General features: G+C 71.8%; 26 protein-coding genes. 17 read left to right on the top strand and 9 right to left on the bottom strand.

Annotation, left to right across the window (positions count from 1 at the left end):
- The first annotated feature begins 6 nt into the window (after positions 1 to 6).
- The 4 genes from V3C34_RS15355 to V3C34_RS15340 all read left to right on the top strand — a co-directional run bounded on the left by V3C34_RS15355 (position 7) and on the right by V3C34_RS15340 (position 3,781).
- Positions 7 to 1,452, top strand: a complete 1,446-nt coding sequence (locus V3C34_RS15355) for a sugar transferase (protein ID WP_338537728.1) — start codon at positions 7 to 9, stop codon at positions 1,450 to 1,452.
- Positions 1,452 to 2,171, top strand: coding sequence for an FkbM family methyltransferase (locus tag V3C34_RS15350; protein ID WP_346007574.1), 720 nt, complete (start codon positions 1,452 to 1,454; stop codon positions 2,169 to 2,171). Before V3C34_RS15355 ends, V3C34_RS15350 begins: the two co-directional genes overlap by 1 nt.
- Positions 2,172 to 2,234: 63 nt before the next feature.
- A complete protein-coding gene (gene trpS, locus V3C34_RS15345) occupies positions 2,235 to 3,245 on the top strand; it encodes a tryptophan--tRNA ligase (protein ID WP_068423823.1) in 1,011 nt (336 codons plus the stop codon).
- Between the two features lie 2 nt (positions 3,246 to 3,247).
- Positions 3,248 to 3,781, top strand: coding sequence for a 2'-5' RNA ligase family protein (locus tag V3C34_RS15340; RefSeq protein WP_068321904.1), 534 nt, complete (start codon positions 3,248 to 3,250; stop codon positions 3,779 to 3,781).
- Here V3C34_RS15340 and V3C34_RS15335 read toward each other — a convergent pair.
- Entirely contained in the window at positions 3,750 to 4,241 is a 492-nt protein-coding gene (locus tag V3C34_RS15335; protein WP_346007573.1) for a MarR family winged helix-turn-helix transcriptional regulator, read from the bottom strand. The two genes, V3C34_RS15340 and V3C34_RS15335, sit on opposite strands and share 32 nt — an antisense overlap.
- A gap of 66 nt (positions 4,242 to 4,307) precedes the next feature.
- Here V3C34_RS15335 and rfbC point away from each other — a divergent pair, with 66 nt between their 5' ends.
- Complete coding sequence (gene rfbC, locus V3C34_RS15330) at positions 4,308 to 4,874, top strand: dTDP-4-dehydrorhamnose 3,5-epimerase (RefSeq protein ID WP_068321909.1); 567 nt, start codon at positions 4,308 to 4,310, stop codon at positions 4,872 to 4,874.
- A 21-nt stretch (positions 4,875 to 4,895) separates the two neighbouring features.
- Here rfbC and V3C34_RS15325 read toward each other — a convergent pair whose 3' ends face one another.
- Positions 4,896 to 6,206, bottom strand: a complete 1,311-nt coding sequence (locus tag V3C34_RS15325; RefSeq protein WP_068321912.1) for a DUF4910 domain-containing protein — start codon at positions 6,204 to 6,206, stop codon at positions 4,896 to 4,898.
- A 2-nt stretch (positions 6,207 to 6,208) separates the two neighbouring features.
- Positions 6,209 to 7,231: an SDR family oxidoreductase gene (locus V3C34_RS15320; protein WP_338537730.1), complete on the bottom strand. Its 1,023-nt coding sequence runs from the start codon at positions 7,229 to 7,231 to the stop codon at positions 6,209 to 6,211.
- Between the two features lie 86 nt (positions 7,232 to 7,317).
- On the opposite strand from V3C34_RS15320, the gene V3C34_RS15315 reads away from it, so the two are divergent.
- Entirely contained in the window at positions 7,318 to 8,766 is a 1,449-nt protein-coding gene (locus tag V3C34_RS15315) for a DUF4038 domain-containing protein (RefSeq protein WP_346007572.1), read from the top strand.
- A gap of 34 nt (positions 8,767 to 8,800) precedes the next feature.
- Here the strand turns inward: V3C34_RS15315 and V3C34_RS15310 are convergent, their stop codons facing one another.
- From V3C34_RS15310 to V3C34_RS15285, 6 genes are all read right to left on the bottom strand, one after another.
- The gene (locus tag V3C34_RS15310; RefSeq protein WP_068321921.1) at positions 8,801 to 10,144 is read right to left on the bottom strand and encodes a glutamate-1-semialdehyde 2,1-aminomutase; all 1,344 of its coding nucleotides are present in this window, start codon (positions 10,142 to 10,144) and stop codon (positions 8,801 to 8,803) included.
- Entirely contained in the window at positions 10,141 to 10,788 is a 648-nt protein-coding gene (locus tag V3C34_RS15305) for a PIG-L deacetylase family protein (protein ID WP_068321924.1), read from the bottom strand. Before V3C34_RS15305 ends, V3C34_RS15310 begins: the two co-directional genes overlap by 4 nt.
- Before the next feature lie 46 nt (positions 10,789 to 10,834).
- A complete protein-coding gene (locus tag V3C34_RS15300; protein ID WP_346007571.1) occupies positions 10,835 to 11,665 on the bottom strand; it encodes a sugar phosphate nucleotidyltransferase in 831 nt (276 codons plus the stop codon).
- A 31-nt stretch (positions 11,666 to 11,696) separates the two neighbouring features.
- Positions 11,697 to 12,926, bottom strand: a complete 1,230-nt coding sequence (locus V3C34_RS15295; protein ID WP_346007570.1) for a class I SAM-dependent methyltransferase — start codon at positions 12,924 to 12,926, stop codon at positions 11,697 to 11,699.
- Positions 12,927 to 13,053: 127 nt separating this feature from the next.
- On the bottom strand, positions 13,054 to 14,211 hold the full coding sequence (locus V3C34_RS15290; RefSeq protein ID WP_346007569.1) for a glycosyltransferase family 1 protein: 1,158 nt from the start codon (positions 14,209 to 14,211) through the stop codon (positions 13,054 to 13,056).
- A 98-nt stretch (positions 14,212 to 14,309) separates the two neighbouring features.
- A complete protein-coding gene (locus V3C34_RS15285; RefSeq protein WP_245634765.1) occupies positions 14,310 to 15,296 on the bottom strand; it encodes a UDP-glucuronic acid decarboxylase family protein in 987 nt (328 codons plus the stop codon).
- Positions 15,297 to 15,406: 110 nt separating this feature from the next.
- Between V3C34_RS15285 and V3C34_RS15280 the strand changes: the two genes are divergently transcribed.
- The 11 genes from V3C34_RS15280 to V3C34_RS15230 all read left to right on the top strand — a co-directional run bounded on the left by V3C34_RS15280 (position 15,407) and on the right by V3C34_RS15230 (position 26,878).
- The gene (locus V3C34_RS15280) at positions 15,407 to 16,354 is read left to right on the top strand and encodes a glycosyltransferase family 2 protein (RefSeq protein WP_345912781.1); all 948 of its coding nucleotides are present in this window, start codon (positions 15,407 to 15,409) and stop codon (positions 16,352 to 16,354) included.
- Positions 16,351 to 17,442 carry a mannose-1-phosphate guanylyltransferase gene (locus tag V3C34_RS15275; RefSeq protein WP_338537738.1) on the top strand — a complete coding sequence of 364 codons (1,092 nt, stop codon included), beginning with the start codon at positions 16,351 to 16,353 and terminating at the stop codon, positions 17,440 to 17,442. The genes V3C34_RS15280 and V3C34_RS15275 overlap by 4 nt, the downstream gene beginning before the upstream one ends.
- Before the next feature lie 46 nt (positions 17,443 to 17,488).
- Positions 17,489 to 18,685, top strand: a complete 1,197-nt coding sequence (locus tag V3C34_RS15270) for an amidohydrolase (RefSeq protein ID WP_068321941.1) — start codon at positions 17,489 to 17,491, stop codon at positions 18,683 to 18,685.
- Positions 18,686 to 18,877: 192 nt separating this feature from the next.
- Positions 18,878 to 19,915 carry a BMP family ABC transporter substrate-binding protein gene (locus tag V3C34_RS15265; protein ID WP_346007568.1) on the top strand — a complete coding sequence of 346 codons (1,038 nt, stop codon included), beginning with the start codon at positions 18,878 to 18,880 and terminating at the stop codon, positions 19,913 to 19,915.
- Positions 19,916 to 19,995: 80 nt separating this feature from the next.
- Positions 19,996 to 21,537, top strand: a complete 1,542-nt coding sequence (locus tag V3C34_RS15260; RefSeq protein ID WP_346007567.1) for an ABC transporter ATP-binding protein — start codon at positions 19,996 to 19,998, stop codon at positions 21,535 to 21,537.
- Positions 21,534 to 22,631, top strand: coding sequence for an ABC transporter permease (locus V3C34_RS15255; RefSeq protein ID WP_346007566.1), 1,098 nt, complete (start codon positions 21,534 to 21,536; stop codon positions 22,629 to 22,631). The genes V3C34_RS15260 and V3C34_RS15255 overlap by 4 nt, the downstream gene beginning before the upstream one ends.
- Entirely contained in the window at positions 22,628 to 23,890 is a 1,263-nt protein-coding gene (locus V3C34_RS15250) for an ABC transporter permease (protein WP_346007565.1), read from the top strand. The genes V3C34_RS15255 and V3C34_RS15250 overlap by 4 nt, the downstream gene beginning before the upstream one ends.
- 1 nt (position 23,891) lies before the next feature.
- A complete protein-coding gene (locus tag V3C34_RS15245; RefSeq protein ID WP_068321954.1) occupies positions 23,892 to 24,299 on the top strand; it encodes a cytidine deaminase in 408 nt (135 codons plus the stop codon).
- The gene (locus V3C34_RS15240; protein WP_346007564.1) at positions 24,296 to 25,597 is read left to right on the top strand and encodes a thymidine phosphorylase; all 1,302 of its coding nucleotides are present in this window, start codon (positions 24,296 to 24,298) and stop codon (positions 25,595 to 25,597) included. Before V3C34_RS15245 ends, V3C34_RS15240 begins: the two co-directional genes overlap by 4 nt.
- A 1-nt stretch (position 25,598) precedes the next feature.
- Entirely contained in the window at positions 25,599 to 25,733 is a 135-nt protein-coding gene (locus tag V3C34_RS15235; protein ID WP_346007563.1) for a hypothetical protein, read from the top strand.
- Entirely contained in the window at positions 25,730 to 26,878 is a 1,149-nt protein-coding gene (locus V3C34_RS15230; protein WP_346007562.1) for an adenosine deaminase, read from the top strand. Before V3C34_RS15235 ends, V3C34_RS15230 begins: the two co-directional genes overlap by 4 nt.
- Positions 26,879 to 26,979: the final 101 nt, after the last annotated feature.

Genomic DNA, 26,979 nt, shown 5'->3' with positions numbered 1-26,979 from the left:
GTCGACGTGGACGCTGGTGCCGGCCGGGCAGCCCTGCGGCCCCTGCAGGGGATGCTGGCCGTCACCGACCTGCTGGTCATCGTCTGGGCCACCTTCGGCGCGCAGTTCGTCCGCTTCGGCATCGAGGGCCGGACCGACGTGGCGGCCACCGCCGGCAACCTGACGCTGAGCTACACCACCTTCAGCGTCGTGCTGGCCATCGCGTGGTGGCTCATGCTGCGCCTGCACGGCGCGTACGAGTCCCACGTGCTGGGCCACGGGACCGCCGAGTACCGCATCATCGGCGTCGCCTCCCTGAGGCTCTTCGCCGGTGTCGCGATGCTGGGCTTCGCCCTGCAGGTGGACGTGGCGCGCGGGTACATCCTCCTCGCCCTGCCGGCGGGCGTCGTCGGACTCTCCGTGGCCCGCCGCGCCTGGCGCACGTGGCTGGGGGACCGTCGCGAGGTCGGCGACCTCAGCCTCGACGTGCTCGTCGTCGGGGAGGGTGCAGCGGTGACCGAGCTGGTGGGCGCCTTCGCCGCCGTGCCGCAGGCGGGGTACCGCGTCGTCTGTGCCTGCACGACGGCGGAGACGGTGCTTCCACCCGACCTGCCGGTGCTCGGCACCCCGCGCGAGGCGGCCAAGGTGGCCATCGAGCTCGGCGTGGACGTCGTGGCGTGCGTGGGGGAGCACGGACTCGGCGCCGTGGGCCTGCGACGTCTGGGGTGGGCGCTCGAGGGCAGCGACATCGGCCTCGTGGTCTCGCCCGGGCTCACCGAGGTGGCCGGGCCACGGGTGCTGACGCGCCCGGTCGCGGGGCTGCCCCTGCTGCACGTGGAGGCGCCGACCTTCTCCGGTCCCAAGCTCGTCCTCAAGTCGATGGTCGACTGGATCGGGGCGCTTCTCCTCGTGATCCTGTTCTCGCCCCTCCTGCTCGGCGTGGCGCTCGTGACGAAGCTGTCCGACGGTGGGCCGGTCTTCTTCCGGCAGGTGCGGGTGGGCCTCGACGGCGAGCTTTTCCGCATGACGAAGTTCCGCTCGATGGTCGTCGACGCCGAGGCCCGCCTGGCCGACCTGGAGACGTCCCGCGACGAGGACGCCGACGTGGACCGTGGGGTGCTGTTCAAGATGAAGGACGACCCCCGGGTCACACCCGTCGGTCGGTTCATCCGCCGGTACTCCATCGACGAGCTGCCGCAGCTCTTCGACGTGCTGCGCGGGGAGATGAGCCTGGTCGGCCCTCGTCCGCCGCTGCCCTCGGAGGTCTCGGAGTACGCCGACGACGTGCGACGGCGCCTGCTCGTCAAGCCCGGCATGACCGGCCTGTGGCAGATCAACGGGCGCAGCGACCTGTCGTGGGACGAGTCCGTGAGGTTCGACCTCTACTACGTGGAGAACTGGTCCGTCGCCCAGGACCTCGTCATCCTGTGGCGCACCCTCTCCGCCGTCGTCTCCCGGGACGGGGCCTACTGATGACGGACGACCAGCGACGGACGTGGAGCGCGCCGTTCCGTCCCCGCAGCTACCGCGCGCTGTGGTCCACGCTCACGACGAGCCTGCAGCCGGTCGAGTCGGTGGACCGGTACGTGCGCGGGACCGGTGAGTACCCGTGGACCACGTCGCTGCGGACGCCGATCGGACCGGTCCGGCTGGTCGTGCCGCACCCGCACGACGTGCGGACGGTCAACGACATCTTCCACCGCCATGACTACGGCACGGGACGACCGCGGGTGGTCGTCGACGTCGGCGGCAACATCGGTGTCAGCGCGGCCTGGTTCCTCAGTCGCTCTGCCCACACGCGGGTGCACGTGTGGGAGCCGGTGCCGCACAACCTGCAGACGCTGCGCACCAACGTCGCGCGCTTCGGTGACCGCTGCGTGGTCCACGAGGCGGCGCTGGCCCCGCAGGCGGGTCCGGCGACCCTCCTCGTGGTCCCGCTCGGTCGCTCCAGCACGCTCGCCCAGAACCTGCCGACCGCCGACGGCCGGGTCGCCGTCGAGGTCTGGTGCGAGGCCGTCGACGACGCGTTGCGCGGTGTGCTCGAGGGCGAAGGGGGGCACATCGACCTCGTCAAGATCGACACGGGGGGCAGCGAGGAGGCCATCGTGGACGCGATCGCCGTCGACGTGCGCGAGGCGATCGACGAGATCGTCTACGAGTACCCCGGCGGGGTCAGGCGTCTGAGCGCCTGACGGCCGGGGAGTCGAGTGCGCCCGGTCCTTGGAGGCGGCCGACGGGCTGTCACAATGGCGCCCATGACCACGGCACCACGGCAGCGCATCCTCTCGGGGATGCAACCGACGAGCGACTCCCTCCACCTCGGCAACTACCTCGGGGCGCTCGTCAACTGGGTAGGCCTGCAGGAGGACTTCGACGCGTACTACTTCGTCGCCGACCTCCACGCCCTCACCGTCCCCACCGACCCGGCGGACATCACCCGCCGCAGCCGGGTCACGGCCGCGCAGTACATCGCCGGGGGCGTCGACCCGGAGCGCTCGGCGATCTTCTGCCAGAGCCACGTGCGCGAGCACACCGAGCTGATGTGGGTGCTCGCCTGCCAGACCGCCTTCGGCGAGGCGAGCCGCATGACGCAGTTCAAGGACAAGACGGCCAAGGGGATGGGCGCCAACGTCGGCCTCTTCACCTACCCGATCCTCATGGCCGCGGACATCCTCGTCTACGACGCGGCCCGCGTGCCCGTCGGTGACGACCAGCGCCAGCACCTCGAGATCACCCGCGACCTCGCCGAGCGGTTCAACGCCCGCTTCGGCGAGACCCTCGTCGTCCCCGAGCCGCACATCCTGAAGGAGACGGCGCGGATCATGGACCTGCAGGAGCCGAGCGCCAAGATGAGCAAGTCGACGTCCTCGGACAAGGGCCTGATCTCCCTGCTCGACGACCCCAGGCGCATCGCCAAGAAGATCCGCTCGGCCGTCACGGACACCGACGGCGAGATCCGGTTCGACGTCGAGGCCAAGCCCGGCGTCTCCAACCTGCTGTCGATCCACTCGGCCCTCTCCGGCCGGTCGGTCGCCGACGTCGAGGCCGGCTTCGCCGGCCGCGGCTACGGGGACCTCAAGCAGGAGGTCGCCGACGTGGTCGTCGCCGCCCTCGAGCCGTACCAGCAGCGCATGGCCGAGCTCATGGACGACCCGGCCGAGCTCGACAACATCCTGGCGAAGGGGGCCGCCCGCGCCCGCGAGGTGGCCGCCGCCACCCGGGACCGTGTCTACGATCGGGTCGGCCTCCTGGCCGCGAAGGCCTGAAGGTGGCCGTCCACGGGGTCTCCATCGCCGTGCCGGAGCCCTGGGGCTCCCAGCTGCAGCAGCATCGCGAGGACGTCGGTGACCCCATGGCGCGGGCCATCCCGCCGCACATCACCCTGATGCCGCCGACGGAGATCTCGGCGAGCGAGCTGCCCGACTTCACCCGGCACCTCCAGGCGGTCGTGCGGGCCCACGGCCCCTTCACCGTCCGGCTGCGGGGGACCGGCACCTTCCGCCCGGTGAGCCCGGTCGTCTTCGTCCAGGTCTCCCAGGGGATCCCGATGTGCGAACGACTCGAGCAGGCGGTGCGCCGGGGGCCGGTGACCCGTGACCTCGAGTTCCCCTACCACCCCCACGTGACGATCGCGCACCACGTCGACGAGAGCGCCCTCGACCAGGCCTTCGACGGGCTCGCGGGCTTCGACGCCCGGTTCGAGGTGGGCGAGATCCACCTGTACCAGCACGGGGCGGACGGCGTGTGGCGCCCGATGCAGGGCTTCCGGCTCAGCGGGACGCGTCTGCAGCCTTCATCGTGAGGTGACCCTCCGGGTCGAGCCGCTCCAGGATCGCCGTCGCGACGTCGGCCAGCTGCCCGACCTGCTCGGGGGTCAGCGCGTCGAAGACCTCCTCGCGCACGAGGGAGACGTGGCCGGGTGCGGCATCGACGATCGTCTGCCACCCGAGGTCGGTGAGGCTCGCGTCGTTGGCGCGCGCGTCGGTGGCGCTCGGCTGACGACGCACGAGACCGCGGTCCTCCAGACGGCGCACAACGTGCGAGAGCCGCGGCAGCGTCGCCTGGGTGCGCTGGGCCAGCCAGGACATCCGCAGGGTCCGCTCGGGGGCCTCGGAGAGCATGGCGAGCACCTGGTACTCGAAGTGCGTCAGCTGCGCGTCACGCCGCAGCTGGGCGTCCAGGCGGGCCGGCAGCAGCTCCGCGAGCGCGATGAGCCGGAGCCAGGCGGTCATCTCGTCGTCGTCGAGCCAGCGCGGGTCCATGGGCTCATTGTGTCTGTGCTTGTCGCGACAATCAACTACTGGGGCGCGGGCGGCATACTCGTGCCCATGGACGTCACGCACACGTCGCTCCCCGGGGTCCTGGTCCTCACGCCCACCCCGTACCGGGACGACCGCGGGTTCTTCTCCCGCACCTTCGACGCCGAGGTCGTGGCCTCGGCCGGCATCGACCCGCACGGGTTCGTCCAGGACTCCGTCTCCCGGTCGCGGCAGGGGGTCGTGCGGGGCCTGCACGTGCGGACCGGGGCCGGCGAGGCGAAGCTGGTCCGCTGCTCGCGGGGCGCCATCTTCGACGTCGTCGTCGACCTGCGACCCGGCTCGCCGACGTACCTGACCTGGCTCTCCTTCGACCTCGACGACGAGACGCCACGCTCGGTGTACATCCCGGCGGGGTGTGCCCACGGGTTCCAGGCACTCACCGAGCCGGCGGACATCACGTACCGGATCGACCGTGAGCACGACCCGTCCGAGGACCTGACGATCTCCTTCCGCGACCCCCGGCTCGACATCCCGTGGCCGCTGCCCGTGACCCTGGCCTCGGCCAAGGACCTCGACGCGCCGCTGCTGGAGCAGCTGGAGGGACGGCTGGCGACGATCGCCCCCGCGCCGCGCTGACCGGGTCTCCCCGCGGTCGGCTCAGGCGTCGGCGTCGCGTGCGACGGGCTCGAGGACGTCGGCCGCCAGGAGCCGCTGGGCGGCGGCGTGGACGGCCCCGAAGTCGGTGCCCGCCCGCTCGGCGATGTCCAGCAGCGAGGTCTGGCCGTCGGCCAGCGCGAGCACCCACAGCATCGCCATGACCGCGTCGTCGGCGGAGCGGCCGCCCGTCGTCGGGTAGAGGCCGCGGCGGCCGAGCTGGGGCTCGCCGCGGGGGAGGAGGTTGCGGTGGAACCCGTCGTGCTCGAGCACGGCCACGATCTCGGTCAGCGCGCGCACGGACTCGGCGAGCCGCCCACCCGAGATGAGCGACAGGTCGTCGGCCGAGGTGTGGTACTCCGGGTACTCACCGTGCGGCGTCCGGGTCAGCCGCCCGACGGGCAGGTCGAAGCCGAGCGAGTTGTACTGCCGCTCGTCGTAGCCCCACGGTGCGTAGTCCCGGATCTCACCGTGCCGGCGGGTGACGACGTGGGCGGCGGCGCGGTCGATCGCGCGGTCACCGTGGCGGCTGCGCTTGTAGACGAGCGGTCCCGGCCCGCCGAGTCCGGTGAGGACGAGGCCGTGCCGCACCCGGGGCAGCACGGCCTCGCGGTGCTCCAACCACACGAGGGAGCCGATCGTGCCGGGAGCGAAGACGAACCGGTAGGTCAGGCGCCGCGCCGGGAGGGCGGACACGTGGCGGGCGAGCTCGATCGCGGTGGCGAGCCCGCTGAGGTTGTCGTTGGCCATGGCCGGGTGGCACAGGTGGCTGCTGACGAGCACCTCGTCGTCGGTGTCGCCGGGGACGACGAGCTCGCCCCAGGTCAGCTCCCCGGGGCCGAGCCGGCTGTCGACGACGACGTCGTAGGGCCCCTCGTCGAGACCGTCGAGCACGCGTTGGGTGAGGCAGAAGCCCCAGTCGCGGTGGTAGTAGCTCGTCCGGTAGGGGATCCAGTCGGGGTGCTCCGGGAGCGTGTGCAGGTGGGGGCGCAGCGCCGCGAGGTCCATGCGCTCGTGCACGGGCACGCTGTACCCGACGAGGTGCAGGTCGTGGTCGGCGAGGTCGACGACGCGGCGGCCGTCCGCGTGGGTGATGTGGGCCGCCGTGACGTTCCACTCCTCGGGCACGACCCAGTCGCAGGCCCGGCTGCCCGAGGGGACCGCGTGCCGCTCGATGGGCAGGTCCTCGGCGATGACGTCGAGCGTGCCCCGGACCCCGTCGCCGGTGAGGCTGCGCAGGTGGGGCCGCAGGCGGGCGACCCGCTCCAGCAGGACGGCTCCCAGCGCCCCGTCGGCGTCCTGCGTGCCCGGCACCGTCAGCCCCGCACGTGGAGCAGCGCGTCGAGGCGACCCTGCTCCGTGAGCTCCTCGATGCGACGCAGCCGGACGTAGCGGGGACCCTCGAACTCCTCGCTCGTCAGGCCGATGCGCTCCATGTCCTCGGCGAGCTCGACGATGCCCCGGTCGATCGTCCACTCCGGGGTGAAGGCGGGCAGGAGGTCGCCGATCTTGCGGAAGTCGACCCGGTAGTCGCGGGCGTCGGGTCCGGCTCCCTCGGCGAAGGTCACGGGCGCGCCGGTGTGCTCGGCCACCGCGGTCGCGATGTCGCGGATCTGGACGACGTCCTCGTCGCGGCCGACGTTGAAGGCCTGGTCGTGCACGGTCTCGCGCGGGGCCTCGAGCGCTGCGAGGAAGGCCATGGAGATGTCGCGCACGTGCACGAGCGGTCGCCAGGGGCTGCCGTCGCTCTGCAGCCGCACCTCGCCGCGGGTCAGTGCCGTGCCGGTGAGGTTGTTGACGACGATGTCGGCGCGCAGCCGGGGGGAGGAGCCGTAGGCCGTGGCATTGCGCAGGTACGTCGGACTGAAGTCGTCGTCGGCGAGCCGGGCGAGGAGCGCCTCGGCGCGGACCTTGCTCTCCCCGTAGGGCGTCACGGGGTTGAACTCGCTGTCCTCCGCCTTGAGCGAGCTGCCGCCGGCACCGTAGAGCGAGCACGAGGAGGAGAAGAGGAAGCGCGGGACCCCCGCGGCCTTGGCCACCGCGCCGATGTGGCCGACCGCGTCGGCGTTGACCGAGTAGGTGGCCTCGGGGTTGAGGTGGCCGATCGGGTCGTTGGAGATCGCGGCGAGGTGGACGACCGCGTCGAAACCCGTGAGGTCCTCCACGCCCACGTCCCGGACGTCCCCGGTGCGGGAGGTGTACCCGGTCGGCTGCGGACCGAAGTCACACCCGTCGTACCACCCCGCGTCGAGGCCGACGACCTCGTGCCCTGCCTCCTGGAGGATCGGCACGAGGACCGCTCCGATGTAGCCCCGGTCGCCGTTGACGAGTACGCGCATGTGCCCTCCACCCCGAGGGTCGGCGCGGGTACCGACCGGCACGGCGATCGTCTCACAGGCCGTTCTCGAGGGGTAGCCTTCACAAGGTGGGTCGTCGGGTTCTCGCCGTGACAGCGTTGGCCGTGGTGCTCGCCCTCGGGATGTGGACCGTCGGCGTCGTGCGGGGTGATGTCTCGCGCGAGGTCACCGCGGGTCCGGTGCCGTCCGAGCTGTCCATGCGGCCCGAGCCGGCCGAGCCGTCCAAGCCGCCGGTGCGAGAGTACGTCCCCCTCGTCACCGCGGTCGCCCCATCCGGCAGGTACTTCGTCGACCAGCACGGTCGACCCCTCTTGGTGCGGGGGGACTCCCCGTGGTCGCTCATGACGGACCTGTCGGCCGACCAGGCGAGGCGCTACTTCGCCGACCGGCAGTCCCGGGGGGTCAACGCGATGATCGTCTCGGTGCTCGGCTCCGTGGGCAACGGTGGCCCGAGCGACGACGGCGCGACGCACGACGGTGTCCGACCCTTCCGTGACGGGGGCATCACCGACTGGAACCCCGCCTACTGGCGCAGGATGCATGCCTACGTCCGGATGGCGCAGCAGCACGGCATCACGCTCGTCCTGTACCCGGTGGACTCCTGGGTCGTCGACAGCGGGCTCGTCCCGACCGAGGTCGGCGCGTGCCGGGCCTACGGCCGCAAGGTGGGGGAGTTCTTCGCGGACCTGCCCAACATCATGTGGTCCGTCGGAGGCGACTACCTGCCGGACCGGGCCTCCGAGAGCGGGACGGAGGTCGACCGCTGCCTGGACGCGGTGCTCGACGGCATCCGTCGATCCGGCGACACCCGGCCCCGCACGATCCAGGTGAGTGGGGGCCAGCCGATGGCCTCGAGCGACGACCCCTTCTGGCGCCACCGCATCAGCTTCAACTTCGCCTACACGTACTCGCCGACCTACCGGCTCGTCCGCCGGGCCCGCGCGGCGGACCCGGCCCGCCCGGTGGTCTTCGGGGAGGGCAACTACGAGCGGGAGAACCTCCAGGGCAACCAGCCGACCACGCCCGAGACCCTGCGCCGCCAGACGGCGTGGGCGCTCACGAGCGGCGCGGTGGCGGACTTCTACGGCTCCGACGACTGGGAGTTCCGCAGTGGGTGGCAGGACCGGCTCCACGCACCCGGTCTGGCGGACGTCGGGCACGTGCGCGACGTCGTCGAGGGGTTGCCGTGGTGGACCTGGGAGCCGGACACCGAGGGCGACTTCATCACCTCGGGCCGGGGGCAGGCCATCACGGAGGACGACGGCACGACGGACGTGCTCGACAGCGACCTGGCTACGGCAGCCCTCGCGCCCGACGGGTCGAGCGGGCTCGTCTACGTCCCGACCGCCCGCACGTTCACCATCGACGACTCGCGGCTGGCGGGCTCCGTGCGCGCCGCCTGGGTGGACCCCTCGACCGGCAGCAGGCGGTCCGTACCGGTGCGGGCCACGTACCGGACCCCCGGTGCCAACGCCGACGGGGACGGTGACTGGCTGCTCGAGCTCACCAGCCGCTGAGCCGGGCGGTCGCCGGCCAGGGCGGTCGGTGCGGTCATCGACGCACCTCCAGCCGGCGGGGTTCGGCGAGGCTGCGCAGGGCCGGCGCGACCGGACGACCACGGAGCAGTCCCTCCACCCCACCCTGCTCGAGGGCCCGGGCGTAGACGGGCAGGGCACCGCGGACCGCATCCACCGTCAGGTCGAGGTCCTCGTCGGTGTGGGCGGCGGAGATGACGAAGGACTGCCCGAGGACGCCGCGCTGCAGGAGCTCCTGGAGGAAGAGGGTGCGGAAGGCCTGGGAGGGCCGGCCGAGGTGGTCCTTCGTCGTGAAGACGGCGCACGAGGGACGACCGATGACGGCGACATGGTCCTGCAGCCCGAGCTCGCGGCTCGCGGCGTTGACCTCCTCGGCGAGGCGGGTGCCCTGGCGCTCCATCGTCCCGACGACGTCCTCCTCGCGGTAGACCCGGGAGACGGCGAGGCTGGCTGCGAGCCCGATGGTCTCGGGACCGTGGGTCGTCGACAGGAGGAAGACGCGCGGGCGGTCGGTGCTCAGCCCGCCGAGCTCGAGCAGGCTGCGCCGCCCCGCGAGCGCCGAGACGGCTACCCCGTTGCCGAGCGCCTTGCCCCAGGTCGACAGGTCGGGCGTGACGCCGTACACCGCCTGCGCCCCGCCGGACGACCAGCGCATGCCGGTGATCATCTCGTCGAGGACCAGGACGATCCCGTGCTGGTCGGCCAGGTCGCGCAGGCCCTCGAGGAAGCCGGGCTCCGGCTCCGCGAGGGCGGTCGCCGCCTCGAGGACGAAGCAGGCGATCTCGCCCGGGTGGGCCGCCAGCAGGTCACGGACCGAGCCGAGGTCGTTGTAGTCGAAGCCGACGGTCGTCGTGAGGTGCTGCGGCAGGATGCCCGCGTTCATCTCTGTCGTCCCGATGAACCAGTCGTCCGTGGAGAAGAAGGGGTGCGAGCGGCAGATGGCGGCGAGGGGGCGGCCCGTCGCCGCGCGCGCCACCTTGACGGCGGCGGTCGTGGCGTCGGAGCCGTTCTTGGTGAACTTGACCATGTCCGCCCCGGGGACCCGCTCGAGGAAGTCCTCGGCGGCGGCGAGCTCGAGATGGGTCGGCCGGCTGAAGCTCGTTCCCTCGGCGACGGCCTGCGTCACGGCCTCGACGACCGCGGGGTGGGCGTGCCCGAGGGTCACCGAGCGCAGGCCCATCCCGTACTCGACGAAGGTGTTGCCGTCGAGGTCCTCGACCCGCGCCCCGCGGCCTCGGCGGATGACGGGGGCCATCCCCTCCGGGTACTGGTCCGACCCGCGGGCATACGTGTGGGCACCGCCCGGGACGAGCTCGTGCAACCGCGCCTGCGCGGCGTCGGACCGGGTGAAGCTCGTCATGTCGCCTCCGATGACCAGTCGAGCACGACCTTGCCGACGTGGAAGGCCTCGGCGTACCGGGCTCGGCACTCGACGCCGCGCAACCGCATGAGCCCGAGGAAGAGCTCCTCGTCCCACCAGTCCCTGGCCTGCTGGCTCGGGTAGGCCGCGTCGAGCAGCTCCACCTTGCGCCGTGCCTGCTCCGGTGTCAGCGGGACGTAGTGCGAAGGGGGGAGGAGGTCACCGTCCCACTTCGGGATCTCGTAGTGGAGCACGAGGGAGTCCCGCCACACGGTCTGCACGAGCCGACCCACCAGGCGGTGGTCCTGGTGCGCGTCGTCCGCCCGGGGCGCGAGGACGACGTCGGGACGGACCCGGCCCGCCAGGTCCTCCAGGGCCTCCTTGACCGCTCCCCAGTGGCTCGGCAGGTGCCCGTCGGGGAGGTCCAGGACGTCCAGGCTCGCCCCGGGGAAGAAGGCGGGGAGCGCGGTCCCGGCCTCGGCCCGGCGCGCCGGGGTGCCGGTGAGCACGAGGCCGTGCACGCTCGTCCCGGCCCGCTCGGTCAGGGCGAGCAACGTGCCACCGCAACCGATCTCGATGTCGTCGGGGTGGGCCCCCAGGGCCAGCACGGTCAGCGGGCTGCTCCCCGGATGCAGGGTGATCATGAGGCCCTCCCACCTCTGTCGCGACCTGCCGCCCCCCGGCGAGCCGTCATGGCATGACGACGGCAGGAGTGAGCGACGCGGGGATCGGGTCGGGGGTGGGGTCGGGGCGCCAGACGGCCCAGGGGCTGGTGCCCTGCCGGTACTGCTCCTGCAGCGCGGTGCGCTCCTTGAGGGTGTCCATCGGCGCCCAGAACCCGTCGTACCGGACGGCTCGCATCCGGCCGTCGGCGGCCGCGCGCACGCACGCGTCCATGACGAGGTCCTCGCCCTCGTGGAGGTAGTCGAAGATCCCCTGCCGCAGGCAGAAGTAGCCGCCGTTGATCGGGAAGGGCATGTCCGCGACGGGGGTTAGACCGCTCACGATCCCCTCGTCGTCCATCTCGATGACGTGGAAGGACTCCTGCGGCCTCACCGCGAGCATCTGGCCCACGGCGTCGGTGCCCCGGAACTCCTCGATGAGCTCGTTCATCGGCGCATCGGTGAGGACGTCGCCGTAGTTGGCCAGGAAGATCTCGTCGTCCCCCAGGTGCGGACGCACGCGGCGCAGGCGCTCACCGATCGCGGTGCTGAGCCCGGTGTCCACGAAGGTGATCGTCCACTCGCTGATGTCGGTGCCGAGCATCTCGATCTCCTCGCCCCCCTTCGTCATGACGAAGTCGTTGGACGCGGTCTCCCGGTAGTCGAGGAAGTACTCCTTGACCGCCTCCGCCCCGTGCCCGAGGCAGAGGATGAACTCGGTGTGGCCGAAGTGGGCGTAGTAGCGCATGACGTGCCACAGCACCGGACGTGGCCCGATGGGCATCATCGGCTTGGGCAGCGACTGGTTGTCGGCACGCATGCGCATGCCGAGACCACCGCAGAAGAGGACGACCTTCACGGTTGGCTCCCTCCCGGACGGCCGGCGGCCGTCACAGTTGCTCGAGGTGGGGCAGGGCGACGACGAGGCGGGTGCCCCGGTCGCGCAAGGGCTGCAGCTGGGCGGCGATCTCCGTGCGCAGGTTCCACGGCATGATGAGCACGACGTCGGGTGCCTCGTCGTCGAGGGCCTCCGGCGGGCGGATCGGGATGTGCGTGCCGGGCAGGAAGAGCCCGTGCTTGTGCGGGTTGCGGTCGACGGTGAAGGCCATCAGGTCGCGGCGGATCCCGCAGTGGTTGAGCAGCGTGTTGCCCTTGCCCGGTGCCCCGTAGCCGGCCACGGTCAGGCCCTCGCGCGAGCAGCGGATGAGGAACTCGAGCAGGTCGTTGCGCACGGTCGCCACGGAGTCCGCGAACCCGTCGTGGCCCTGAAGGGTGTGCAGCCCGGCGGCCTCCTCGGCCGCGAGCACGCGGGCGACGGCATCGCTCGGGTCACCTGCAGACTCCGTGGGTCTGGACCACGTGCGCAGGGAGCCGCCGTGGGTGGACAGCTCCTCGACGTCGACCACCGTCAGGCCCGCGGCCGCGAGCACCCGCTGGGTGGTGAGCAGGCTGAGGTAGGAGTAGTGCTCGTGGTAGATCGTGTCGTACTCGTTGCCCTCGATGAGGCGTTGGAGGTGGGGGATCTCGATGCTCACGACGCCGTCGTCGGCCACCAGCCGACGCAGCCCCGTGCTGAAGTCGACGATGTCGGGGACGTGGGCGAAGACGTTGTTCGCGACGACCAGGTCGGCGCGGCCGTGCTCCTTGGCGATTGCGGCCCCCGTCTCCTCCCCGAGGAAGGTGGTCTCGGTGGGGATGCCCTTGCCGCGGGCCACCTCGGCGATGTTCGCCGCGGGCTCCACCCCGAGGGCGCGCAGCCCCCGCGCGACGACGTGCTGCAGCAGGTAGCCGTCGTTGCTCGCGACCTCGACCACGAAGCCGTCGCTGCCGAGGCCGAGCCGGGAGACGGCGCCGTCGACGAACTCCTTCGCGTGCTGCACCCACGAGTCGGAGTAGGAGGAGAAGTAGGCGTAGTCGCTGAAGATCTCCTCGGCCGGGATGTAGGCCGGCAGCTGCACGAGGAGGCACTCCGAGCAGATCCGCACGTGGAGCGGGTAGAAGACCTCGCCCTGGTCCAGCTGGTCGGCCCGCAGGAAGCTCTCGCAGGGCGGCGACGAGCCCAGGTCGACGAAGGTGTGTCGTAGCTCGGTGGAGCAGAGCCGGCACCGTGGTGCGTCCATCTGAACATCCTCACGTCCGGCGGCACCGGCCCCCGGCCTGTGCCTGCACCATCACTATGCCAGCGGTCACCGGGTGGACGCCATAGCCCGAAGGGGGCGAATGACGGTGTGGGGGAGCCCTGCCGGGTCAGGCCGCGCGTGCGGCGATCGCACTCTCGTAGTGCCCGACGAGCTGGGTGGTCAGGCTGCTCCACGAGCGCTCCGCGACCATCCCCGGACCCGTCGTGGCCATGCGCTCCCGCAGACCGGGGGACTCGACGAGCTCGCCCACCCAGCGAGCGAGGTCGCCGCGGCGGTCGGGGTCGAAGAGGTAGCCGGACGCGCCGTGGGCCACGAGGTCGAGGGGGCCACCCACGCCCGGCGCGACGACGGGCAGCCCAGCGGCGGCGGCCTCCTGCAGCGTCTGCCCGAAGGTCTCCTTGGTCCCCGTGTGGACGAAGACGTCGAAGGCCGCGTAGGCGCGCGCGAGGTCGGCGCCCGTGCGGGGCCCGAGGAATGCCGGTGGGAGGTTGGGCCGGCCGGAGCTGGCGGCGACGGCCTCGGCGAGCCGGGCCCCGAGCTCGTTGCGGCTCGGGCCCTCGCCGACCAGCACCAGGCGGGTGCCCGGCAGCTGGGCGAGCTCGACGAGTCGGTGGAGCTCCTTCTCGGGGGCCAGCCGGCCGACGTAGCCGAGGAGGAGCTCGCCGTTCGGGGCGAGGGCGTGCTTGAGCGCGAGCGTCTCGGAGTCGTCCTTCCACGCCGGCGTGAACAGGCGCGTGTCGACGCCGCGACCCCACAGACCCGTGCGCGGGATGCGGTGGGCACGCAGCTCCTCCAGGGTGGGTCGGCTCGGCGCGAGGGTGAGGTCCGCGCGCTCGTGGATGCGGCGCACCCACTCCCAGGCCAGGTTCGACGCGCTGCGACCGAGGGCCCCGGGGCCGTGCTGCCGGACGTAGCCCGGCATGTCGGTCTGGTAGATCGCCACGGTGGGCAGGTCGAAGCTCTCGGCCTGCTGCAGCCCGCGAGCCCCCACGAGGAAGGGGGAGGCGACGTGGACGACGTCGGGGCGGAAGTCGCGCAGGGCCCTGCGCACCGCCGCAGTCGGCAGGCCTGCACGGAACCCGCGCACGGGCACCGCCGGCAGCGCGCGGACCACGTGGCCCGCGTACGTCGCCGGGGCCGGCCCCGGCGCGATGATCACCGCCTTGTGGCCCTGCTCGCGCAGGTTCTCGGCCACGCGGCAGACACTCGTCGTGACGCCGTTGAGGCTGGGCAGGAAGGACTCGGTCGCAATCGCCACTCGCACGGGACCCACTCTGCGTGCGGTGCCACCCCCCTTCGGTGACCTCGCGGTGGGTGTCCGGTGAGCATCAGGTGACCATCCGGGGCCCCGCGTCCAGCGCCCTAGCGGGTCGGCAGCTGCGTGAAGTAGTCGATCGTGCGCTGGAGGCCGTCGCGCAGCCGGGCGCGGGGGTGCCAGCCCAGCACCTCGGTGGCCCGGGTGATGTCGGGCCGACGTCGGGTCGGGTCGTCCTCGGGGAGGGGACGGTGCTCGATCGACGAGGAGCTGCCGGTCAGCTCGAGCACGAGCTCGGCGAGCTCGAGCATGGTGAACTCGGTGGGGTTGCCGATGTTGATGGGGCCGGTGACCTCGTGGTCGGTCGCCATCAGGCCCATGAGTCCCTCGACCATGTCGTCGACGAAGCAGAAGGAGCGGGTCTGGCTGCCGTCGCCGTAGATGGTGATGGGGGCACCGGACAGGGCCTGCACGATGAAGTTGGAGACGACCCGGCCGTCGTCGGGCTGCATCCGGGGGCCGTAGGTGTTGAAGATCCGGGCGACCTTGATGCCCAGGTCGTGCTGCCGCCGGTAGTCGAAGAAGAGCGTCTCGGCGCACCGCTTGCCCTCGTCGTAGCAGGAGCGGATGCCGATGGGGTTGACATTGCCCCAGTAGTCCTCGGTCTGCGGGTGGACCTGCGGGTCGCCGTAGACCTCGGAGGTCGAGGACAGGAGGATCTTGGCCTTGGTGCGCTTCGCCAGACCGAGCATGTTGATCGACCCGTGGACGCTCGTCTTCGTCGTCTGCACGGGGTCGCGCTGGTAGTAGATCGGGCTCGCCGGGCAGGCGAGGTGGTAGATCTCGTCGACCTCCACGTAGAGCGGGAAGGTCACGTCGTGCCGCATCAGCTCGAAGCTGGGGTGGTCGAGCAGGTGCGTGAGGTTGCGTCGGGTGCTCGAGTAGAAGTTGTCGACCACGAGGACCTCGTGGCCCTGCTCCAGCAGCCGTTCGCAGATGTGCGAGCCGATGAACCCGGCGCCACCGGTGACCATCACCCGGCGCGGGGGCCCGGCCATCTCCTGAGCCATTCCCTGGCGGTCCCGAGCGTTCACCGCGTCAGGTTACCCGTTGGTCGCTCCGGCCCGTCGCACGCGCCGACTACCCTGAGACGCGGCTCATCCCAGCACCAGTCCGGAAGGCTCCCTGACCCATGAAGGTGATCGTGCAGATCCCCTGCCTCGACGAGGAGACCACGCTCCCCCTCGTCCTGGCCACGATCCCTGCGTCGATCCCGGGCGTCGACGTCATCGAGACCCTCGTCATCGACGACGGATCGAGCGACCGCACCGCCGAGGTCGCCCGCAAGCTCGGCGTCACCCATGTCCTCAGCCACACCCGGCCCCTGGGGCTGGCCCGCTCCTTCCGGGACGGGGCCGACTTCGCCCTGCGCCACGGCGCCGACATCCTCGTCAACACCGACGGGGACAACCAGTACCCGCAGGAGCGCATCGGTGACCTCGTCCAACCGATCCTCGCGGGCGAGGCCGACATCGTCGTCGCGGACCGGCAGACCCGGACCATCAAGCACTTCTCCCCGTTCAAGCGGCAGATGCAGGCGCTCGGCTCGGCCGTGGTCAACAAGGTGGCGAGCACGGACCTCCCGGACGCCGCGAGCGGCTTCCGCGCCTACTCCGCGGCGTCGCTGATGCGGCTGAACATCGTCACCGACTTCTCGTACTGCATGGAGACGATCATCCAGGCGGGGCACAAGCGGATGTCCATCGCCTCAATCCCCGTGGTGACCAACGACAAGACGCGCGAGTCGCGGCTCTTCTCCAGCATCTGGCAGCACATGGCGAAGTCCGGGTCGGCGATCATCCGCTCCTACATCATGTTCAAGCCGCACGTGTTCTTCGGCCTGCTCGGGACGGCGCTGCTGCTGCTGGGGCTCATCCCCTTCGTCCGCTTCCTCGTCCTCGCGGCGATGGGTGACGGGGGCGGCCACGTCCAGTCGTTGATCTTCGGCACCGCGCTGATCGTCGGGGCCCTCTTCTCGTACGCCCTGCTGGTCATCGCCGACCTGCAACGCACCAACCGCGTGCTCATGGAGGAGACGCTCGAGCAGCTGCGGATCCTGCGCTTCGGACCGACCGGGGAGGACGACCTGTGACGACGGCACCCGACCTCGAGCGCTTCTGGGCGGTGGTGCCCGCCGGTGGTGCCGGGACGCGGTTGTGGCCCGTCTCCCGCGCGGCCTCGCCGAAGTTCCTCCACGACCTCACCGGCAGCGGCCGCACGCTCATCCAGGCGACCGTCGACCGGCTGCGCTGCCTGGCCCCCGAGCGGGTCCTCGTCGTCACCGGCGCGGCCCACGCCGCCGCGGTCGCCGAGCAGGTGCCGGACCTCCCTTCGGACCTGATCATCGCCGAGCCCTCGCCGCGCGACTCCATGGCCGCGATCGGCCTGGCCGCCGCGGTCCTGGAGCTGCGCGACCCCGAGGCGATCCTCGGCTCCTTCGCCGCCGACCACGTCATCCGCGACGAGGAGGCCTTCGCCGCCGCGGTCACCGAGGCCGTCGGCGTCGCCCAGCGCGACGACCTGCTCGTGACGATCGGCATCGAGCCGACCTTCCCCTCGACGGGTTTCGGCTACATCCAGATGGGCCCGCGCCTGCGCGCGCACCCCACGGCCGCGCGGGTGCGCCAGTTCGTCGAGAAGCCCGACGCCCGCCGCGCCGCCTCCTACCTCGCCACCGGCGAGTTCCGGTGGAACGCCGGCATGTTCGTCGTGCGGGCGAGCACGCTCCTCGACCTCCTCGCGGGGTGGCACCCCGACCTCGCCGCCGGCCTGCGCGAGATCGCCGCGGACCCCTCGCTCCTGGAGGAGCGCTGGGCCGGGCTCGAGAAGATCTCGATCGACCACGCGGTCGCCGAGCCCGCTGCGGATGAAGGGAGGGTCGCGGTCGTGCCCGGGGTCTTCGACTGGGACGACGTCGGCGACTTCAAGTCGCTCTCCGGGCTGCTGCCGAAGGGGGAGGGCTCGATGACCGTCGTCGGCGACCCCGCGCAGGTCCAGGCGGTCGACTCGGGCGGTCTCGTGGTCTCCGAGTCCGGGCGCATGGTCGCGGTCGTCGGGCTCGAGGACGTCGTCGTCGTCGAGACCTCCGACGCTCTCCTCGTGGCCAGTCGTGAGCGCGCCCAGGACGTCAAGCTCGTCGTCGAGGCGCTCAAGGCCGCCGGACGCACCGACCTCGTGTGAGCGCCTCCACGGGCGGGTGCCCGGCCGTCGGTAGAGTTCACCCGATATGACTGCCCCCCTCGCCCCGACGCTCCTGCGGGTCATCGACCAGCTGCTGCCGGAGCTGATCGACTTCCGGCGGGACCTGCACGCCCACCCCGAGCTCTCCTTCGAGGAGCACCGCACGAGCGAGCGGCTGCGCTCGCGGCTCGAGGCAGCGGGCCTCACCCCGCGGTCGGTCGGCGAGACCGGTCTCGTGGTCGACCTCGGCGCCCCCGAGCCGCGACGTCGGGTCGCCCTGCGCGGTGACCTCGACGCGCTGCCGGTGCGCGAGCGCTCCGGTCTCGACTGGAGCTCGACCGTCGACGGCGTCTGCCACGCCTGCGGCCACGACGTGCACACGACGGCCCTGCTCGGCGCGGGCCTGGCCCTCGCCGAGGTCGCCGACGAGCTCGCCGCCCGGCACGTCGCGGTCCGCCTGCTCTTCCAGCCGGCCGAGGAGCGCATGCCCGGTGGCGCGCTGCAGTTCGTGCAGGCCGGCGTCATGCAGGGCGTCGACACCGTCTACGCCGTGCACTGCGACCCGGCACTCGACGTCGGCGAGATCGGGCTGCGCGAGGGCGCGCTCACCGCCGCGGCCGACCAGGTGACGGTCACGCTGCGCGGCCGGGGTGGCCACACCTCCCGCCCCTTCCTCACCGAGGACCTCACGTACGCCCTGGCGAAGGTCATCACCGACGTGCCGGGGGTGCTCAGCCGCAGGGTGGACCCGCGCGCCGGTCTCGTCCTCGTGTGGGGCAAGGTCTCCGCCGGCGAGGCGATCAACGTCATCCCCTCCACCGGTGTCGCCCAGGGCACCCTGCGGATGCTCGACGTCAACCTCTGGGAGGAGATCGGCCCCCTGCTCCACGAGGTCATCGACGACGTCGTGCGCCCCTACGGCGTCGACGCCGCGGTCGACCACGTGCGCGGCGTGCCGCCGGTCGTCAACGACGCACCCGCCGTGGCGGCGCTCGGTCGCGCGACCATGGCCGCGGGCCTGCGGCCGGTGCCCACGCCGCACAGCCTCGGCGGTGAGGACTTCGCCTGGATGCTGCACGACGCCGAGGGCGCCATGGCCCGGCTGGGCACGCGCACCCACGGCGGGCGCACCTTCGACCTCCACCAGGGGGACCTCGTCGTCGACGAGGGCGCGGTGCGCAACGGCACGGCCCTGCTCGCCATCGCCGCGGCGGGGGAGTGGACGCGGGTCGAGGCGGACTGACCTCCCCTTCGTCCGGCAGGGTCCTGCCCTGCGAGGGAAAACCCTGCCGGAGGAGCGCGAGGGGTCGCGGTCTCATAACAGTTGGCCCACGGATCGCATCGGCTGGTGACCCGGGGCGTACCCGGACGTAGCATCCCCCGGACGGCATGCGCCATCGCGTGCCCTGTACCCCTGCTCGAGAAGGAGAGCGCCTTGCGTCACACCGTGAAGGCTGCATCGATCATGTCCGTCGCCGCACTGGCCCTGAGCGCGTGCGGTGGGAGTGACTCCGGTGGTGACGCCACCTCCGGCGAGGGCGGCGGCAGCGACGTCAAGGCCTGCCTCGCCTACGACGTGGGTGGTCGCGGCGACCAGTCGTTCAACGACTCCGCCGCCAAGGGCCTGGACCAGGCCAAGGACGAGCTCGGCGTCGAGATCGACGAGGTCGAGGCCAGCCAGGGCGAGAACGACGCGGCCCGCGAGGACCGCCTCAACCAGCTCGTCGACGCCGGGTGCACCAACATCATCGGTGTCGGCTTCATCTACGCCAACGCGATCGGTGCCGCGGCCAAGGCCAACCAGGACATCAGCTTCGCCGTCATCGACGACGCCTCCGACGCGTCCAAGGCCGACAACGTCGCCCAGCTGACCTTCGCCGAGCAGGAGGGCTCCTTCCTCGTCGGTGCGGCCGCCGCGATGAAGTCCAAGAGCGGCAAGGTCGGCTTCATCGGTGGCACGGACGTGCCGCTGATCAACAAGTTCGAGGCGGGCTTCGAGGCCGGCGCGAAGACCGTCGACCCCAAGATCGACATCCAGGTCAAGTACCTCGCCGAGGACGGCTCCGGCTTCGCCGACCCGGCGAAGGGCAAGACCGCTGCCCAGGGCATGTACGACAAGGGTGCCGACGTCGTCTACCACGCGGCCGGCGGGTCCGGCTCCGGCGTCTTCAAGGCTGCGTCCGAGAGCAAGAAGATGGCGATCGGCGTCGACTCCGACCAGGCGAAGACGGCCGACGCGAGCGTCCGCGACGTCATCATCACCTCGATGGTCAAGAACGTCGACGTGGCGGTCTTCGACTACATCAAGGCCAGCGTCGACGGCGAGCCGCAGTCCGGCAACATCGTCTACGGCCTCAAGGAGGGTGGCGTCTCCTACGCCACCACCGGCGGCAAGATCGACGACATCACCAAGGACCTCGACGACTACGAGCAGCAGATCATCGACGGGAAGATCTCCGTCCCGTCCAAGTGACGCCCTGACCGAGACGGGGTCCGTCGGCGCCGAGTGCGTCGCCGGGCCCCGTCCCTGTCGGAGCCACCACCGGAGGCATCATGAGCAGCACCACCCCAGCGCCAGTGACCGGGGGTGACGGCCTGGCCGTCGAGGTCGAGGGCATCACCAAGAGGTTCCCGGGCGTCGTCGCCAACCGCGACGTCACCTTCGGTGTCCGCCGCGGCACCGTCCACGCCATCGTCGGGGAGAACGGCGCCGGCAAGTCGACGCTGATGAAGATGCTCTACGGGGTGCAGAAGCCCGACGAGGGCACGATCCGCATCAACGGCGAACCCGTGACGATGTCGAGCCCGTCCGAGGCGATCAAGCACGGCGTGGGCATGGTCTTCCAGCACTTCATGCTCGCGGACAACCTCACGGTGACCGAGAACGTCGTCCTCGGCGCCGAGCGTCTGCACGGCATCCGGGGCGGGGCGCGGGCCGAGATCACCCGCATCTCCGACGAGTACGGCCTCGACATCGACCCCGACGCCCTCGTCGCCGACCTCGGCGTGGGGGCGCGGCAGCGCGTCGAGATCCTCAAGGTGCTCTACCGGGGGGCCCGCACGATCATCCTCGACGAGCCGACCGCCGTGCTCGTGCCCCAGGAGGTCGAGGAGCTCTTCGACAACCTGCGCGAGCTGAAGCGCGAGGGCATCACCGTCCTGTTCATCTCGCACAAGCTGGACGAGGTGCTCTCCGTCGCCGACGCGGTCACCGTGATCCGCCGCGGGACGACGGTCGACACCGTCGACCCGACCGGTGTCACCGCCCGCCAGCTCGCGGAGCTCATGGTCGGCTCGGAGCTGCCGACCCCGCAGACCGAGGAGTCGACGGTCACCGACCGGGTCGTGCTCTCGATGCGGGAGATCACCCTGCAGGGTCACGGTCGCGACCTGCTGCAGGACATCACGCTGGACATCCACGCGGGGGAGGTCCTGGGCATCGCCGGGGTCGAGGGCAACGGCCAGGCCGAGCTCGTCGAGGTCCTCATGGGCATGCTCGAGCCGACCTCCGGCACCGTCCACCTCGAGGGCACCGACATCTCGGACTGGGACGTGCGCGCCATCCGCGAGGCGGGCGTCGGCTACATCCCGGAGGACCGCCATCGCCAGGGGTTGCTGCTCGACGCCCCGCTGTGGGAGAACCGCATGCTGGGCCACCAGACGGAGGCGCCGTCCTCCAGACGCGGTCTGCTCACCCCTTCGGCCGCGAAGGCGGACACCGAGCGGATCGTGCGCGAGTACGACGTGCGCACCCCGGGCATCGACGTGACCGTCGGCTCGCTGTCCGGCGGCAACCAGCAGAAGCTCATCGTCGGCCGCGAGATGAGCCACCACCCCAAGGTGCTCGTCGCGAGCCACCCGACCCGAGGCGTCGACGTCGGCGCGCAGGCCGCCATCTGGGACCTCGTCCGCGACGCGCGGCGCGAGGGGCTCGCCGTGCTGCTCGTCAGCGCCGACCTCGAGGAGCTCATCGGGCTCTCCGACACGATCAAGGTCATCCTTCGGGGGCGGATCACCGGTGAGTTCGACCCCGACACCGTGACCAGCCAGGAGCTCGGCAGCGCGATGACCGGCGCCGGTAAGGACGCATCATGAAGCTCGACCCGCGCCGCCTGGCGCTCACCCTCGCGGCCCCGGTGCTCGCCGTCGTCGTGGCCTTCGTCGTCACCTCGCTCGTGCTCGTCGCGGTGGGCGACCCGGTCGGCAAGGTGTGGGCGACGCTGCTGTCCGAGCCCAAGCCCCGCACCATCGTCAACATCGTCAACAGCGGGATCACCTACTACATCGCCGCCGTCGCCGTCGCGGTCGGCTTCAAGATGAAGCTGTTCAACATCGGCGTCGACGGCCAGTACCGCATCGCCACCTTCGCCGCGGCGCTCGTCGCCGGCAACGGCTGGCTGCCCGGGCCGCTCAACATCGTCCTGGCCCTGCTCGTCGCGATGCTCGTCGGTGGTCTCTGGGCCGGTATCGCCGGCTGGCTCAAGGTCCGCCGCGGCGTCTCCGAGGTCATCTCGACGATCATGCTCAACGCGATCTCCGGCGGCCTCGTCGCGTGGGGCCTGCGCTCGTGGGGGCAGCGCGCCGAGGGCAGCAACACCCGCAGCACGCAGGAGATCCCGGCCTCGAGCCAGCTCGAGGGACTCGGGCTCGTCCCGGGCGCGACGGGCAAGGTCTACACCCTGCTCCTCCTCGCGGTCCTCCTCGGCATCGGCTACTGGTTCGTCATCAACCGCACCCGCTTCGGCTTCGACGTGCGCGCGACCGGTGAGTCCGAGTCGGCCGCGGTCGCGAGCGGCGTGAAGGTCCCGCGGATGGTCCTCGTCGCGATGGTCGCCTCGGGTGCCGTCGCCGGCCTCATCGGCATGCCGGGCTTCTTCGGCGCCGACCACAGCTACGGCATGAACTTCCAGTCGGGCGTCGGCTTCATCGGCATCGGCGTCGCCCTCCTCGGCCGCAACCACCCGATCGGCATCGCCTTCGCGGCCTTGCTGTGGTCGTGGCTGGAGAAGGCGAGCGACGGGCTGCAGCTGCGCGCCGACGTCTCGCCCGCGCTCGTCTTCATCATCCAGGGCGTCATCCTCCTGGCGGTCGTCATCGCCTACGAGGTCGTCCACCGCATCGAGCAGCGCATGGAGCAGCGGCACGTCGCCCGTCAGCTCGATGCCACGACGGAAGGAGCCCCGGCATGACCCTCAGCGTCGGGACCGAGACCGAGGTCGAGCCCGCCCGGCCCTCTCGCCGGGTGCCCTTCTGGTTCTGGCCACTGGCCCTCGCCGGCTTCATCGTCGTGCTCTCGGCGATCCGCGTCGTCACCGGGCAGGGCGACATCGCCTCGTCCGGCACCCTGAGCGCCGCCCTCGCCTGGGCCATGCCCCTGGCCCTCGCCGGCCTCGGTGGTCTGTGGTCGGAGCGGGCCGACGTCATCAACATCGGGCTCGAGGGGATGATGGTCCTCGGCACGTGGGGCGCTGCCTTCGGGGCGATCCACGCCGGTCCGTGGGGCGGCGTGCTCGGTGCGCTCGTCTGCGGTGCGCTCGGTGGCCTGGTCCACGCCCTCGCGACCGTCACCTTCGGCGTCGACCACATCGTCTCCGGTGTGGCCCTGAACATCGTCGCCGTCGGTGTCGCGAGCTACCTCGCGGCGCGCTTCTTCGGCCAGGTCGAGGGCGGCAGCGACGTCCAGTCGCCGCAGCTGCCCGGGCTGCCGAAGCTGGGGATCCCCGGCATCTCGGAGCCGCTGGCCACCGTCGAGGCCAAGGGCTGGTTCTTCGTCTCCGAGGTGGCCGCCGTGCTGCGCGCCGCGACGACGGGCCTGTCCGCCCTCACCGTCATCGCCCTGCTGCTGATCGCCGGGACGTGGTACGTCCTGTGGCGCACCCCCTTCGGCCTGCGGGTGCGCAGCTGTGGTGAGTCGCCGGTGGCCGCCGAGACGCTCGGTGTCAACGTCTACCTCTACAAGTACATCGCCGTCGTCGCCTCGGGCGGCCTCGCCGGGCTCGGTGGTGGCTTCCTCGCGATGGTCGCCTCCGACGCCTACCGCGAGGGCCAGACCGGCGGCCGGGGCTACATCGGTCTCGCCGCGATGATCTTCGGCAACTGGCGCCCGGGTGGCGTGCTCATGGGCTCGGGCCTCTTCGGCTACATGGACGCGCTCCAGCTGCGCGGCGGCGGCGCCGCGCTGCACGCGCTGCTGCTCCTCGTCGCGCTCGTCCTCCTCGGCATCGGTCTGTGGCAGGTCCTGCGCCGCCGGGCGTTCGTGCAGGGGACCTTCGCGGTCGTGGCGGGCCTCGTCGTCGTCGTCTACTGGGCCCTCAGCGACACCGTCCCTGGCGAGATCACCCCCTTCGCCCCGCACCTGACGACCCTGCTCGTGCTCGCCTTCGCCAGCCAACGGCTGCGGATGCCCGCGGCCGACGGCAAGGTCTACCGCAGGGGAGAGGGCCACTGACATGGAGGTCACGGACGCCGACTGGGAGCGCGTGCGGGTGACCGCGGTCGAGGCCATGGAGCGGGCGTACGCGCCCTACTCCCACTTCCCGGTCGGCGTCGCCGGCCTCGCCGACGACGGGCGGCTGGTGAGCGGCTGCAACGTCGAGAACGCGTCGTACGCCGTCGGGCTGTGCGCCGAGTGCGGTCTCGTGAGCGACCTCGTGCGCACCGGCGGCGGCCTGCTCGTCGCCGTGTGGTGCGTCGACGCACGCGGTGAGACCCTGATGCCGTGCGGCCGCTGCCGACAGCTCCTCTGGGAGCACGGTGGGCCGCAGTGCCGCATCCAGACCCCCGAGGGGGAGCTGACGATCGCCGACATCCTCCCGCAGGCCTTCGGCGCGCAGGACCTGACGAAGGGAGCACCGTGACCGAGCAGCACGACGTCGTCGACATCATCCGGACCAAGCGTGACCGGGGAGAGCTCACGGACGGGCAGATCGACTGGGTGATCGACGCCTACACCCGTGGGGTCGTCGCCGACGAGCAGATGTCGGCACTGGCCATGGCGATCCTCCTCAACGGCATGACCCGCCCCGAGATCGCGCGCTGGACCGCGGCCATGATCGCGAGCGGGGAGCGGATGGACTTCGCCGCCCTGAGCCGCCCCACCTCGGACAAGCACTCGACCGGCGGCGTGGGTGACAAGATCACGCTGCCCCTGGCGCCGCTCGTAGCCGTCTTCGACGTCGCCGTCCCGCAGCTGTCCGGCCGCGGGCTCGGCCACACCGGCGGGACGCTCGACAAGCTGGAGTCCGTCCCCGGGTGGCGGGCCGACCTCACCAACGCCGAGATGCTCGCCCAGCTCGAGGACGTCGGTGCGGTCATCTGCGCCGCCGGCGCGGGCCTGGCCCCGGCCGACAAGAAGCTCTACGCGCTGCGGGATGTCACGGGGACCGTCGAGGCCATCCCGCTCATCGCCAGCTCGATCATGAGCAAGAAGATCGCCGAGGGCACCGGCTCGCTCGTCCTCGACGTCAAGGTCGGGTCCGGGGCCTTCATGAAGTCCCGTGAGGACGCCACCGAGCTCGCCCGCACGATGGTCGACCTCGGCACCGACGCGGGGGTCGACACCGTCGCGCTGATCACCGACATGTCCGTGCCGCTCGGACTGACCGCCGGCAACGCCCTCGAGGTGCGCGAGTCCGTCGAGGTCCTCTCCGGCGGGGGACCGGCCGACGTCGTCGACCTCACCGTCGCGCTCGCCGACGAGATGACCCGCGCCGCCGGCAAGGACATCGGTACCGACGAGCTGCGCGCAGCCCTGGCCGACGGCCGCGCCATGGACGTGTGGCGGCGGATGATCTCCGCGCAGGGCGGCGACCCCGGCGCCGAGCTCCCCACCGCCCGCGAGACCGAGACGATCACCGCGGACGCGGACGGCCACCTGGCCGAGCTCGACGCGATGTCCGTCGGGGTCGCGGCCTGGCGGCTGGGTGCCGGTCGCGCCCGCAAGGAGGACCCCGTGCAGGCCGGCGCCGGCGTGGAGCTGCACGCCCGCCCGGGGGACCGCGTCACCGCCGGTCAGTCGCTCATGACGCTGCACACCGACACCCCGGAGCGCTTCGAGCGCGCCCGGCAGGCGCTCGAGGGCGGGTGGCGGATCACGCGGGAGGCACCCCCTTCGTCCCCGATCGTGCTGGACCGCATCACCGCAGAGGAGCGCTGACGTGCCCGAGCTCACCACCTCCCCGTCGATCATCGACGTCGCCGGCGGCAAGGTCATCGCCGAGCACGTCGGTCGCGTCGCCATCTGCACGCCGGCCCTCGGCCCCGGCACGGTGCACCGCGAGGACGAGGCATGAGCCTCGACGAGGCCGCCGTCCGGGCGCTGCCCAAGGTGGTGCTCCACGACCACCTCGACGGCGGCGTGCGGCCGCAGACCGTGCTCGACCTCGCCGACGAGGTCGGCCACGAGCTGCCGGTGGGCGGGTCCGACCGCACGGTCGAGGGCCTGGCCCGGTGGTTCCGCGAGTGCGCCGACTCGGGCTCGCTCGTGCGCTACCTCGAGACCTTCGCGCACACCGTGGGTGTCATGCAGACCGCCCCCGCGCTGCGCCGCGTCGCCCGCGAGAGCGTCCTCGACCTGGCCCGCGACGGGGTCGTCTACGCGGAGTCGCGCTACGCCCCCGAGCAGCACCTCGAGGGCGGGTTGAGCCTGACGGAGGTCGTCGAGGAGGTCGACGCCGGGTTCCGCGAAGGGGAGGAGGCCGCGGCTGCCGAGGGCCACCCGATCGTCGTGCGGGGGCTGCTCACCGCGATGCGCCACGCGGCCAAGTCGCGCGAGATCGCCGAGCTGGCCGTGCGCTACCGCGACCGCGGGGTCGGGGGCTTCGACATCGCCGGCGCCGAGGCGGGCTACCCCCCGAGCCGGCACCTCGACGCCTTCGAGTACCTGCGCCGCGAGAACGCGCACTTCACGATCCACGCCGGGGAGGCCTTCGGGCTGCCGAGCATCTGGGAGGCGCTGCAGTGGTGCGGCGCCGACCGGCTCGGGCACGGGGTGCGCATCGTCGACGACATCGGCTTCCGCGGGGCGACCGTCACCGACGACCCCCTCGCCGCCAACGAGGCCGCGCGGGAGGACCCCTCGCAGCTGCGGCTCGGGCGATTGGCGTCCTTCGTCCGGGACACCCGGGTGCCGCTCGAGATGTGCCCGCACAGCAATGTCCAGACCGGCGCGGCGCCGTCGATCGCCGCCCACCCCATCACCCTGCTCGCGCTGCTGCGCTACCGCGTCACCCTCAACACCGACAACCGGCTGATGTCGGACACGTCGATGACCAAGGAGATGACCGCGCTGGTCACCGAGGCGGGCTGGACGCTCGAGGACCTGCGCTGGGTGACGACCAACGCGATGAAGTCGGCCTTCCTCCCCTTCGACGAGCGGCTGGAGCTCATCGAAGGGACGATCAAGCCGGGCTACGCAGCGGCTGGCTCCCGACCCTGACCGGGTGGAGGTGTACGCGCCGGGGAAACCCCCGCGCGTACACCTCCACCGATTCGTCCCCAGGGGGCGAGCTCACGACGCGGGTACCCACAGCCCGGTGG

It is taken from the genome of Janibacter terrae (assembly GCF_039636765.1).
Lineage (GTDB): Bacteria > Actinomycetota > Actinomycetes > Actinomycetales > Dermatophilaceae > Janibacter > Janibacter terrae.
Note: the sequence above shows the minus strand (reverse complement) of the source record. Positions and strands in the feature narration are given on the sequence as shown.